The organism is Pedobacter humicola (assembly GCF_056490705.1).
Genome location: NZ_JBWJIG010000002.1, coordinates 435873 through 448841 on the forward strand (window position 1 = coordinate 435873; position 12969 = coordinate 448841).

At 40.2% G+C, this 12969-nt stretch carries 7 protein-coding genes; 2 read left to right on the forward strand and 5 right to left on the reverse strand.

Going from position 1 to position 12969, the window contains the following annotated elements; genetic code table 11:
- Positions 1 to 3 precede the first annotated feature (3 nt).
- The 5 genes from AC04Q1_RS05405 to AC04Q1_RS05425 all read right to left on the reverse strand — a co-directional run bounded on the left by AC04Q1_RS05405 (position 4) and on the right by AC04Q1_RS05425 (position 10063).
- A complete protein-coding gene (locus tag AC04Q1_RS05405; RefSeq protein ID WP_478362553.1) occupies positions 4 to 2976 on the reverse strand; it encodes a SusC/RagA family TonB-linked outer membrane protein in 2973 nt (990 codons plus the stop codon).
- Positions 2977 to 3186: 210 nt separating this feature from the next.
- Entirely contained in the window at positions 3187 to 4815 is a 1629-nt protein-coding gene (locus AC04Q1_RS05410; protein ID WP_478362555.1) for a DUF6377 domain-containing protein, read from the reverse strand.
- Between the two features lie 434 nt (positions 4816 to 5249).
- Positions 5250 to 7697 (reverse strand): TonB-dependent receptor domain-containing protein, encoded by a 2448-nt coding sequence (locus tag AC04Q1_RS05415; protein ID WP_478362557.1) that lies wholly within the window; start codon positions 7695 to 7697, stop codon positions 5250 to 5252.
- A gap of 29 nt (positions 7698 to 7726) precedes the next feature.
- Positions 7727 to 9640: a M56 family metallopeptidase gene (locus AC04Q1_RS05420; protein WP_478362559.1), complete on the reverse strand. Its 1914-nt coding sequence runs from the start codon at positions 9638 to 9640 to the stop codon at positions 7727 to 7729.
- 33 nt (positions 9641 to 9673) lie between these two features.
- Complete coding sequence (locus AC04Q1_RS05425) at positions 9674 to 10063, reverse strand: BlaI/MecI/CopY family transcriptional regulator (protein ID WP_478362561.1); 390 nt, start codon at positions 10061 to 10063, stop codon at positions 9674 to 9676.
- A gap of 320 nt (positions 10064 to 10383) precedes the next feature.
- Between AC04Q1_RS05425 and AC04Q1_RS05430 the strand changes: the two genes are divergently transcribed.
- Together AC04Q1_RS05430 and AC04Q1_RS05435 are read left to right on the forward strand one after the other, a co-directional pair.
- On the forward strand, positions 10384 to 11061 hold the full coding sequence (locus tag AC04Q1_RS05430) for a hypothetical protein (protein ID WP_478362563.1): 678 nt from the start codon (positions 10384 to 10386) through the stop codon (positions 11059 to 11061).
- A 593-nt stretch (positions 11062 to 11654) separates the two neighbouring features.
- Positions 11655 to 12719: a response regulator gene (locus AC04Q1_RS05435; RefSeq protein ID WP_478362565.1), complete on the forward strand. Its 1065-nt coding sequence runs from the start codon at positions 11655 to 11657 to the stop codon at positions 12717 to 12719.
- Positions 12720 to 12969: the final 250 nt, after the last annotated feature.

Consider the following 12969-nt stretch of genomic DNA (forward strand, 5'->3'; position numbering starts at 1 on the left):
TGGTTAAAAATTACAGTTCAGGCCCAGTTGAAAAATCCTGGCCCTTGGGAAAAAGTTGTTATCAAGTCCGCCACTGATCTCCGGATCCAAACCTTTGTACTGTGTAATTACAAAAGCATTCTGAACGCCGGCATTTAAACGGATTTTTAACTTATTTTTAAGGTAAGCCGGCAGGGTATAACCTAAAGCAATGTTATCCATACGGAAATAAGATGCTTTTTGAATATAGTAATCTGATAAAACCGTCTGTTGGGCAGTAGTAAACTGTGTATCTTCTGCGGCTTTGGTCTGGTTCGACAGATAACCCAATGAAGAATACAAACCACGGTAAGTGCTGCCTGCGGCAACGTTATTGTAATTGTAATTGCCCAAACTTAAACGTCCGGAGAAACTGAAATCCCATTTTTTGTACGTTAATCTCGAATTAATCCCGATCTGAACTGTTGGGTCTGGCTTTTTATAGATGTACTGATCGGCACTGTTAATGATGTTATCGCCATTGCGGTCTACATAGCTATCTTCAACCGGTTTGCCATTGGCATCATAAATCTGCTGGTAAACAAAGAAAGAATTGATCGGCGAACCTACCTTCTGGGCCTGGATGGTTCCGGAAGTAGTGCCTGCAATACCCCCTAATTGGATTATATAGTTCGGATCGTCGTTCAAAGCCAAACGGGTGATCTTATTCTTATTATAACTGATGTTATAACCCACCTGCCAGTTGAGGTCTTTTTGATCCACAACTACTGCATTAAGGCTAAATTCTGCACCGCGGTTTTCCATACTGCCAATATTGGTCAAAACCGTTGCAGAGAAATTGGTACCTACCGGAACATTAACAATGCTTAAAAGATCTTTGGTTTTACGGTAATACACATCAAGCGATCCTGTTAAGCGGTTATTAAACAAGCCATAATCAAGGCCGATATTTGTGGTCGTGGTAGACTCCCATTTGATGTTCGCATCGTAACCATCCGGACGTAGGGTATAATAAAAATTATCACCAAACTGATATCTCGAGGTCTGATCACTGATGGTATATTTCGCGAGATAAGGATAGTTGTTGCCATTGTTCAGATCTTGCTGCCCGGTAACACCATAACCTATTCTCAGCTTCAGATCAGAAAGTGTATTGTTGCCTTTAAGAAATTCCTCTTCCTTTATTTTCCAGGTTAAGGCCCCTGCAGGGAACAATCCCCAGCGTTGCTCTGGTGAGAAACGCGATGTGGCATCATCACGTAGGGTAAAAGTTAACAGGTATTTGTTTTTGAAGGTATAGTTTAATCTTCCGAAGAACGATAAAAGATAATATTCGGTGATGTAATCGTTTGGTGGCTGGATGGAAGTCATGGCCTGATCGGAAGATAAACTTGTTCCCTCCCTGTAAAAGTGCGACCATGAATAACCACCTGTAACATTAATTACACTCTCGATAGACTTAATATCTTTATTATAGTTCAGATAAAAATCTACCAGTTGATTTTTCCTGTTTTCAGTGTAATTGTTCAATCGTCCACCGGCAACAACGGGCGTATAAACCCATTGGGTATTATCCAAAAGATTATTGTGCCCAACTGATTTTGCATAGTCGTAACCCAGGTTTAAATTGGCATGCAGATCAGGAAAGAAATGAAGCTTATAATCGAACTGTGCATTACCGATGCTTCTTTTTACAGTAGAAGTATTGTCGGTGAGATCCAGCATCGCCACCGGATTTGCGGTAGCCAGGGTTACCGGTGGACCGTTTGGTGTATGGTCGGTCGTCCAGGTGGTATAACCCCGCCATCTGGTATTTCCATTAAACACAGGTTGCGTCGGGTCGTAATTAACGGCACTGCCAATTGCACCCTGCTCGGCAAAATTATTGGTATTATATAAACCTTTTAAATTCAGGTGGATGTTCAGGTGATTCTGGAACAAACTTGGATCCAGTCCAAGGGCAAGCGTAGTGCGGCTAAAGTTATACGTTTTCAATACTCCATCGGCATTGTTATAGCCCAGTGACAAACGATAAGGCAGATTTTTCGCCGTACCCGAAACACTCAGGTTATGGTCCTGGGCAAATGCCTTCTGATAAATTTCATTTTGCCAGTCGGTATTGGCAGTACCCAGCAAAGAGGTGATGGCAGTTGTGCCGCCATAAACCTTATTCACCACAGCCCTAAACTCATCGCCATCGTAATTATCTACCTGTTTGGGCAGCACGGAAAGTGAGGTAGTTAAACCATAATTTACCTGAAACTGCTTGGTGCCCCGCTTGGTGGTGATCAACATGACGCCATTTGAGGCCCGTGCACCGTAAATAGCAGTAGCAGAGGCATCTTTTAACACGGTGATATTCTCTACATCGTTTGGATTGATTGTGGCCAGAATATTTGCCGAGCCACCCATCGCGGTATTATCAACCGGCACATTATCAATCACAATTAAAGGATCATTACTGGCATTTAAAGATGCACCGCCACGTACCCTGATGGTGGAAGTATTTCCCGGTGCCCCGCTGATTGACGTGATGACCACTCCGGGCAGTTTACCCAGCACGGCATCCTGAATAGAGTTTACAGCGCCCTTATTAAAATCTTTAGCGGTAATTACACTTAATGCACCTGTTGCATCGCTTTTTCTGATGGTCCCATAACCGATCACGGCCACATCATTTAAGTTCTGTGAGGAAGGTACCAGTTGTAAATTAACTGTACTGTTACCGTTCACTGCTTTTTCGAGGCTGTTATAGCCAATATAACTCACTACTAATGTTTGTGCCCCGGCCGGAACACCGGTTAATTTAAAATAACCATTAACATCTGTTGCGGTTTTTAAAGTAGTACCTTTCAGCATAACAATTGCCGAAGGCAGAGGGAGGTTTTTCTCGTCGTTTATTTGCCCTGTGATGACGTTTGTTTGGGCAGCGGCCACGTGATACAGCAGTACAAAAAACAGCAGAAACCTGTTCCTTAAGGAGTAAATCTTTTCCATTAGCTCAATATTTATAATTTGGTTTATAGTGATCAATGCCTTCGCTTAATCACTAATCAAAGAAAGGGGGCTTGAAAATAGAAAACAATCGATCAGACCCCTGATATAGAAAATATCAAGCCCATAAACCAATTAAAATATTGATTTTCAGATATTTAACAACAAAGTCAGGAAGCCTGAATATAGAACAAATACCAGTTCGAAAAGGCCCTAAACGGCTTCTATTTCCATAATCCTATCTTCAAATTCGTCGTTCTGAAGAATAGATTTGGTTTTAACGCGGTTTTTATACGAATAAATTGTGTTAACTGAATAGCCTAAAATTTTCGAGATCCTGTCGTTATCATGGATCCCCATTCTGATCAGGGCGAAGATGCGCAGTTCGGTACTGAGCAATTGCCCCCTGGGGATGAGGATCTGATCTTCTGCTTTAAAAAATGAATTGAATTTTGCTATAAATTCGGGGAAGAGGCGTAAGAAAACAGTATCAAAGGTATTGAAGAGTTCTAAGCGCTCATTTTCCAGATTGAGGTTATGAACGGTTTTTAAAGCATCATCATAACGTTTACTGCTGAGTTTTTTATCGATAGATGTTTTAAAGTTTTCCAGTTTATCGATGTAAATGGAATTGATATTGAAGTAATAGCTGATGTATTCGTTTTTGATGGTATTGGCAATGCTCAGTTTTTTATTTACCTCTTCCAGGGCTTCATTCGTTTGCTGAAGGTTACTGTTGGCTGCCTTGATGATCTCGTCGGCCAGCCTGATTTTTTTCAACTGCCTAAAAATAATCACTGCAAAAATAACAACGAATATCACCAGCAAAGTGATGATGGATGAATAAATGTAGAGCAGCTTCTTCTGGTGCTCGATCTGGTTGATCCATTGGGCTTCGATAATGGGCAAAATGCTGCTGATCTTAACCTGACGGTGTAACGCGCCATAAAAGGTCGCCTCATCCATGGCCTGCTTGATGTAAGCATAAGCATTTTTAATGTCGCCTTTTTTAAAAAGGATATCGGCAAGTTTGTAACTGGCCACGGTTTCCTTTGTGGCCGATTGAATATCAGAAATCGCAGCCTGGATTAACAGCTCAACCGATTTTTCCTGTGGACCGCGGATCTCGCAGATATAACTCAAACAACAGGCATTAACAGCATATTGATGCGGAGTTAAGCCTGGCATTTTTAACAAACTGGTATACACCCTACGCCCGTCGTCATAATTACCGGTTCTCAAATCGCGTAGTCCTTTAAGTTCCAGAAAATTTACCGTGCCCGCTTTGGCTAAAACCAAGGCAGAATCAATTGCCCGAATCCCCTGTGGATTATAAATTTCCGCATAATCTACATTACGGTTATAATCAGACAGGTCGAAGTAACTTCTGGCTTTTAAAAAATAGTATCCAATCTTTTCATCAGGCGATAAAACCCCTACATTGATACTGTTGAGGACTTCAAGGGTTTCCTTAAACAAACCCGAAGAAAGCAACGTAAATCCCATTTTCATCCGGGCAGAGGCAATTAATGCAGGATCTTTTAAAACAGTTGCCGTTTGACTTAACTTTTTCGCATAATTGTAAGACGAATCATAACTAAAGGTTTTGTATTCTTCGTACAGCGCCTGATACATTAAAAAACGTGCCCTTAAATTACCTGCAGATAAAGACTTTGCCCTTAAGGCTGCAATTCTCTCCTGCTTTTTTTCTATATAAACATCCTTTTTTTGAAGCACATTATTCAGTTCGTTTAAAAGACTATCGCTTTTAGACTGAGAAAATCCGCCGAAGGAAAAGCAAACAAGAAAAATTAGTAACAGATGAGGTTTGGCTAGTTTCATTAATCCTGAAGGGATGATTAAAAACTAAAGATATTAAATATTGGTTAAACGGTTAACGATTTGTTTTCTTTAAGGTAAAAATCTTTATCGAGGCTCAAAGCAAAGCGAGATAACATCCTATTATGGGTATTATTTTTTTGGAAAGCAGGTACAGCAGCTTTTGGGATAAAGCAGCCCCGCTCCCGCTTCTGCCAATTGAAAAAATTGGCATCCCGCTTTGATCGGGTTTAGGGCGCTTGAATAGTAGGCTATCCAGGGTAAAATAAACTCCTGTCCGTTACAGGCGGGCGACCGACAGCGTTATCCCGTCCTTCGCGGGATTAAGCAAAGGCCGGGACTAGCGGAACCGAAGCGCTCCGGCCCGTGCGTTCCAAAAAACAAAAAATGTATCTTTGGTTCGTGTTTAATGTGGTTCAAAAAACTTGACCCATGATTTAATTTTTCACCCTGTTCTTTTCTGCGTCGGCACCTGATGATTCGTGTTTGGCCGGCGAAGAAAATGCCTTACCAAAACGGTAGCTGTAGCTCAGTACAACTGCACGCGAATCCTGCTTATTTGTCCAGTTGGCTTCTGTGGCCGCGAGGTTATTAATGACGCCATTAAAAATCCGGTTTCTAAAAATATCGTTGGCGGTTAACTTCAATGTACTTTTTGGCGAAAGCTTTTTCTGCACCGCTGCACCAAACTCATGTACCGCTCCCAATAAAAACTGCACATTCGATAATTTACTTTGGTAACGTGCGTTTAGCTCGGCATTCCATGTCTCACTGATCTTGAACTGCAGATTAGGGTTTGCCCTGAAGTAAGTTCCATTGGTAACCAAAAAACCAGTATAGAAATCAGTTTTAGAAACGATTTTGCCAAATTCAGTATAAGCATTCAGTTTAACCCATTTTGTTAAGTCAATCTCTGCGTTAACCGAAACATTGGCTACCCTCGTTTTGCCCACATTTGCCGGCCGGCTGTAATAGGTGCCATCTACAATCTCGATGGTTTCGTTTACCTCATCCTTAACCCAGCTGTAACCAAAGGTGGTGGTAATCTTGTTTTTAAAAGTGTGCGACAGTTCTAAACTTTGCGTAAAAGAAGGCTTTAGAAAAGGGTTGCCTACATAATAGGTAAACTTATCCAGGGGCGAGAAAAAAGGATTAAGGTCCTGATAATACGGGCGGTCGATCCTTCTTCCATAATTTAAACCCAGTTGATTGTTCCCGGCCGTATCCAGTTTATAAGAAAAGTAAACCGTTGGGAACAAGCTGTTGTAGGTTCTTTTAAAACTCGAATCGGGTTTGATCAGATTGCCCAGCTGATGACCGTTAGAAACTGTGTTTTCATACCTCAATCCTACCTGAAGCGAGAAACGTTTGCCTTCTCTGCTCATATTCAGGTAAAGGGCATTGATATTTTCTTCATACAAAAAGTGATTGCTCTTTTCATAATCGGCATTGGTTTTCCCGTTTGCAGTATTAAAGTAACCGGCAATATTATCTGTTTTGGTATAGGCGGTTTTAGCACCCGCATCCAGTTTCCATTTGTTTTCAAGCGGATGCGAGTAATCCACCTTTGCCGTATAGATATCAATATCCGAAGGCAGGTTCCCTGTTAAAATATCCTGATACTTTAATGTTCCACCGGGCAGATAACTAAAATTGTAATAGGTTTGATTGGTATTGTTGCGGTACAACAGATAATCTGCATCAAAGGTTAGCTCCCGTCCTGCCTGGTTAAATTTATGTCTGTAATTTAAGTTTATCCCGGCATTTTGATATTTAATCTGGTCGATGTTTTCAGCCCTGATCACCGAATCCAATTGCATCGAGGCATTGGATAAATTACTGGTATTGTTGTTTACCTGTTTAGAAATCCGGTTCATCCCGGTAAGTACAACACCCCAGGTCGTTTTATCAGAAGCATAATAATCAAGTCCGGTTTTTAAATTAAAAGTATTGCCATGCCTGCGGAAATAAGAATTCTGATTGAAATAGGATCTGGCACTACCATCGTCATTTTTATATTTCCGGTTCAGGTCGAGATCGGTAAAACTGTTGTTCAGATTGTAACTCAGGTTTCCAAAAACATTGATCTTATCCTTGCGGTAGTTAAAATTAACACTGTTGTTCGATCGGCTCAACTCTCCCTGGTTCAAACTCAGGTTAATCCCACCATTAAAGCCAGCGGTTTTGGTTTTCTTGGTTTTGATATTGATTACCCCTCCATTCCCCGCAGCATCATACCTGGCAGGCGGGTTGGTCATCAGCTCAATCTGGTCAAGCGAAGAAGAAGGGAGCGAACGCAGGTAATTTTCCAGGTCCGATCCCGATAAATAGGTTGGTTTGTCATCAATAAAAATAGCCACGCCGTTTTTGCCTTTGAGCGAGATTGCCCCATTCTGATCTACATTTACCCCTGGCGATTTGCTTAGCACATCCAAAGCAGTTGTTCCTGCATTGGAAATCAAGGCATCAACATTAACCACTGTACGATCGATCTTTCGTTCAACAAAAGCCTTTTGCCCCGAAATATTTATTTCTTTTAAATTGGTTGCGCTGGCTTTGATCCTGATATCGGTCAAATCGATCACAGCACGATCGGCGGTTAAAACCAGGGTATCGGTCTGATATATAGGCGAACCTACCACCGATACCTTGATAAGATATTTTCCAAAACTGAGCTTATCGAAACTAAACAAGCCATCCTTTTCGGTAAAGGTGGTTTTTATCAATACCGAATCTTTAATCAGGGCGGCTGTTGCATACTCGATATTTTTTCCTTCGGCGTCCACTACACGGCCATGAATTCTGGATAGAGGTTGTTGGGCTTGAGCAAAAGTAAGGGCAATATTTATCCAAACAGCTAAAAAAGCTATGATTTTAAATTTCATGGTGTGCGTGGGATTAGCGCTTTTAGAACTTAGTTTTTGTTGTTTTCGATCAGGAAGTTGTACATCAGCGAATGCTTATCGTTTTTCAAAAACTTTTGTTTGTACTTTTTCTGAACCTCGGCATTTTGTTTAACGCCATTTACAATCAGTTCATCTTTGTTGAGCTTGTACGATAATTTATTGGTACTGCTGATGATGCCATCTTTCATCAACTGATTATTGATTTCGTTGGTATAATCATGGCCATCACCATTGGTAACAGTCTTTGAGGTAACGGTACGTTGTGTGCCTGTTTTGGTGCTTGTTTTTTCGTTATATACCGGTGGTGGTGGTGGCGTTGGCGGAGTTACCTGGGTTGGCGGCACTGATGGTACCGGTGGTACTGGCGGAACGGCAACAGGTGCCCTTGGTGCTCTTGGGGCTCTCGGCGCTCTCGGTGGGCGCGGCGGACGGGGTGTTCTAGGTACGCGGGGGCCATCACCACCTTTATCCTCCTGGGCCCATTTAGCATCTTCCTTCGCCCACTTTGCATCTTCCTTGGCCCACTTTGCATCCTCAATAGCTAACTTTGCATCTTCCTGAGTAAATTTTTCATCTGCTTTCCTCATTTTTTCGTCTGCTATTCTTGCTTTGACGTCTTCTTTTCGCACTCTTGCATCTTCCCGTAGCTTAATGATATCGCCTTCCATAGCTTTTTTATCCGCAGCCCTGGCTTTTACATCTTCATCTGTTTCACCTTTTTTACGCTTTTCATCAAACTGCTTTAATTGGCTGTCCATTTTTGCATTGATCTCCTTTTCCAGTTGATCTGCAGATTTGCCTTCCGGGGTTTTAGTTTTTTTGGTGCTGTCCTGTTTAGTCTGTACTAAACTGGATAACTCTTTTTTGGTAACCGTTTTTGCATTGCCCACGCTTTTAAAGGCGGCAGTACAAACCACTACCGATACCAGGGCGATGGTTAATATTGTTTTTTCCATTTTGTTTAAAGTTGAATTGGTGTTGAATAACATCCTGCTCGCTCTGTGCAGCAGGCTACCTTTCTGACCCGTAATCGCCATGACATAAGCAGGTGCACGCTGCTTAAATTCCTGACATACAATAAGGGCCTGAACATAGTTTTTGCGATCGTTTACACATTCGATGGCCAAATCATCGCAGCAATTCTCGCGTTCTGTTTTTATTAATTGTGATACCCAAAGTACCGCTGGGTTAAAGAAAAAAACGATTTCTATAAAACTCTGTAAGAGGTTTACCAGATAATCTTTACGTTTGATGTGTGCAAGTTCATGGGAGAGAATCGCCTCAACTTCGGCATTAGAAAGCCCGTTCAACAATCCTAACGGGATCAGGATCAGCGGTTTTAAATGCCCCGCTACCATAGGTGCCTGTGCAATACCCGACTGCATCATTCTAACAGGCTGATCTAAACCCATCTTTGTGGCAAGTTCAGCTAACTTTTCATCCCATTTTCTGCCGGCAGCATAGGTTTTCTGATTGCGCAAATGATATACACCGTTTAAGCCCACCACCAGCCGGATGCTTTTCGCACAGATGATCAGAAACCAGATCAGTACAATCTGATAAGCATAGGCATTCCATAATCCAAGGACTTTATACAATCCTGAATACATATCATTTTGAACAGTTGAAATTGCGGGCTTATCCGCATCTCCGCTGGGGAGATTAATGACGATCTCATTTAAGGTTGAACCGATAGGCTTTTGAAGTTCTTTGAAAAAAGTAGCACCTATAGCCACAACAAACAAGGTTAAGCAGATGGTAAGTAAGTTATAGCGCGTGTTAGCACTGGCTTTGCGTGTAGTAAACATGACCAAACCGGCAAGCAGAGACAAGATTACCCCCAACCACAAAGAATGGAACAGGGTAGCACCCAGAGCATGGAGCCAGTTTTCGGGTAAAAGCTTAATTAATTTAAATTCCATTGTTGTGGTTCTGTTAGGAGCTGTTGTTACGAATTAGTCCATGCTATCCAATAGCCGCTTAATCTCTTCGATTTCCTTTTTAGATGTTTTCTCATTACCCAATAGCTGCATCATTAACTGCGAGGCCGATCCCTTATATAATGTATTCACGAAACGGTCAAGCAACTGCACCTTGGTTTTCTCTTCTGCCTCAACCGGAATATAAATGTGTTTCATTTGGCTTTCATCACGCTTTAATATTCCCTTTTCGGTCAAAATTTGCATCTGCTTTAAAGTTGAGGTATAATTCACCTCCTTCTGGCTATTCAATTTATCGTTTACAAACCGAACGGTAGATGGACCGAATTCCCAAAGCACCTGAAGGATTTCCAATTCAGCTTTAGTAGGTTCGGGTAGCATATTTCCAGTTTGATTACTTTTCATAACCTAAAGGTACGATATTTATCGTACGTTACAAATATTAGGTTAATTATTTTTAATATTTTATTTTAATCATCTGATATTAAGCATATTAAATGCTTTAAAAGTCATAAGCGGTTTTTTTGAAACTATATCAATAAGTAATTTATAAATCTAAGCGTATCAGAATTTTCATTAAATGATGCAAATTGATAACAATCATCAGTCAACTTAATTTTTGTCAATGGAAATAAGATAACACTTAATCAAATTTGAAAATAAAATCTATCTCATGTCGCCTATTTCTCTTTTAAGGTTACATTTTATCGCTCATAGAAATTAAGATGACAGATAAATTGAATACCGTTTATGGATTGTTTATCAAATATCTGATATTAACAATAATATACCTCGTGCTGCTGGTCATCTTTGGCGAATATTACTTTTTTTCCAGGTTTAATATTGAAATCTTAAACTTTAATGGTTTTGCCGACCTCATATTATCGCAACGAGGACTTTCACATTGGGGAAAATCGGCTTTTTTAGTCTTTGTGCCCTCTGTTATTACCATAGGTTTCATGATTCATTTTTGGATTTACGATACCTCAACACTACAACTTACCAGAAATTTTGCTTTTGTAATTGGCCTGCTCCCTTTTGCTTTTCTGCCCTTACTCGTTAACTTCCAAAATTTGAGCTTTTCGTTCGTGCTGTTAACCATTTCCCTTATACTTTTACTTTCCTTCTGGATTATTCTTTTTCATGTCAGGATGTTTCAGTTCAGCTACCTGTCATTCCACTTATTCGTTGCCTGTTGCGTGATATTAACATTTACATTTGTTTCACGAATTGATCTCGAGGTTCAGAATTGTTTAAACAGTTCAAAAAATATTGGCACGATCAAAGACTTAAATGTTACACCGATAGATGGGGACGCTATTTTTATCGGTAATACAACCTCTTTTGAACTTTATTACTCTCCCGGCCAGCAAAAAAGCATCATCCTTCCTAAAACAAATTAAATAATGGTTTATTGAGCTAATTATCAACATAGAACTGGTCTTACAACCAGTTGTTTCGACATATTGACTAAAATCAAATGTATCCTTGACAATTATCAATCTGTTTATTCGTCATAATGACGATTTTTATTTGATATTTGTCTGTTGATCCCTATAAAATCCTTAAAAAATGTCTTTTCTAAAAAAGCTTATTAAAAAAATACATCATTTTTTTAATAAGGCCAGCGGTTCTGTTTTCATTTCTGTGAAGACAGTTTTTCTATCCCGATATCTTTCGGCAAACAACTGTACCCCAGATCGTGTTTTTACACTGGAATAAATGAAGATTTATGCTTCACTACAAAACAATGCAACCGCACGCAGAAAATTTCTTTAAATTTATAGGATAAATGGTGAGTCTAATTTAGGCACCTTGCGCCCGAAGTTCATTGTGTCCATATAATTTGTAATTGTCTATCTTCTTTCCAGAGGTCTTAGGTTAGTCTGCTGAGAAGCTTAATTAAAGTAACAAAAAGGTCCGGGAATCAGGTTCGACACCTGTTTTACCAATCCCAAAGGAAACTACTGCCTTCAGGATTAAACATAAAATTTAAATGGAGGGATCTAAAATCTTGGTTATACTTGAGGATTTTGATTTAAGGATAAAAATCACCGAAATACTTACCATCGGAAAATACAATGTCAAATCTACGCATAGCGGTAAGGAAGCGATCGACATGATCAGGGCGAACCCTGTGGATATCATTATTTCCGGGTTAAATCTAGCCGAGATTGATGGCCTGGGCGTTTTGCGTGTGGTTAATAAATTTATGGAAACGGCAAGTATCAGTTTTATAATGGTATTGAAGAATGACGAATATGATCTTGCCCGGAGAGCGATGGAACTGGGCGCGGACGGCTACCTCATGATTCCCTTTGATGATGGCGAACTGCTTAATCATGTAGAGGTACGGCTTAGAAAAAGAAGATTTCAACAGGAATTATTTTTAAAACAACATGTTAAATTAAGAAATATCCACAACAGCAACGACGAATTATCCTGGTTGAGAGCAAGGTTTGAAGGTATGCTACCCAGGGCTTTTAAAAAAAACCAGGTACTTTATTATAGAGGAGAAAAAAGGTCGCTGGGCTTACATTACATTTTATCAGGAAAAATTAAAACTTATATAGCCGACGCCTCGGGCCATGTATTGATTACAGGTATTTATGGTCCGCACGAATATTTTGGGCTCCAAGGGGTATTGTTAGGCACCGAAAACAAGGAGATTGCAGAGGCCATTGATAACACCGAAATACTTACGATCCCCTACGCCGATGTACAGAATTTAATTTCAGACTACCCAGAGCTGTTCGGTGTTTTCGCGAAGGGTCTTGCCCTTAAATTGAGCGGCCGGGATGAAAAGCTGATGGATATCGCTTATTACTCTGTACGCAAAAGAATAGCAAAAGCAATTATCGAATTAACCAGGCTTAACCCAGAGTCGAATGAAAATTATCGTTTTATACTGCCCAGATATGATCTGGCCTGTTTCATTGGCATCGCAACCGAGACATTGAGCAGGGTACTGGGCGATTTTACTAAAGAGGGATTAATAGAAAAAGAGGGCAATAATATTATTGTGCTGGATATAGACGCGCTGAAAATGATGAAAAATTAGCGCTGAAATTGCCTTATGGCAATAGCTATCAATGACGGCATCTCTCCTCAACTTATCCATGAGAAAGATCAAGATAAGTGTTGATCAAAATCAGATGAAAATTAATTTAAAATGTGGAATTTAGTCATTGTCTATCTTAAGGAACTGGTAAAATGCTGGAAATGATTGCCGCAAATCAGATTAAAAATCGATTTAACAGCAAGGTGAAAAAATTTTAAAGCAAATATTTCGAAAAAACAGGTCGAATTCA

What these genes read in the sequence shown, in the direction of transcription:
- AC04Q1_RS05425 (WP_478362561.1), bottom strand. Translation starts at nt 10,063, where the DNA reads ATGAAAAGTAATCAAACTGGAAATATGCTACCCGAACCTACTAAAGCT.
- AC04Q1_RS05415 (WP_478362557.1), bottom strand. Translation starts at nt 7,697, where the DNA reads ATGAAATTTAAAATCATAGCTTTTTTAGCTGTTTGGATAAATATTGCC.
- AC04Q1_RS05435 (WP_478362565.1), top strand. Translation starts at nt 11,655, where the DNA reads ATGGAGGGATCTAAAATCTTGGTTATACTTGAGGATTTTGATTTAAGG.
- AC04Q1_RS05420 (WP_478362559.1), bottom strand. Translation starts at nt 9,640, where the DNA reads ATGGAATTTAAATTAATTAAGCTTTTACCCGAAAACTGGCTCCATGCT.
- AC04Q1_RS05430 (WP_478362563.1), top strand. Translation starts at nt 10,384, where the DNA reads ATGACAGATAAATTGAATACCGTTTATGGATTGTTTATCAAATATCTG.
- AC04Q1_RS05405 (WP_478362553.1), bottom strand. Translation starts at nt 2,976, where the DNA reads ATGGAAAAGATTTACTCCTTAAGGAACAGGTTTCTGCTGTTTTTTGTA.
- AC04Q1_RS05410 (WP_478362555.1), bottom strand. Translation starts at nt 4,815, where the DNA reads ATGAAACTAGCCAAACCTCATCTGTTACTAATTTTTCTTGTTTGCTTT.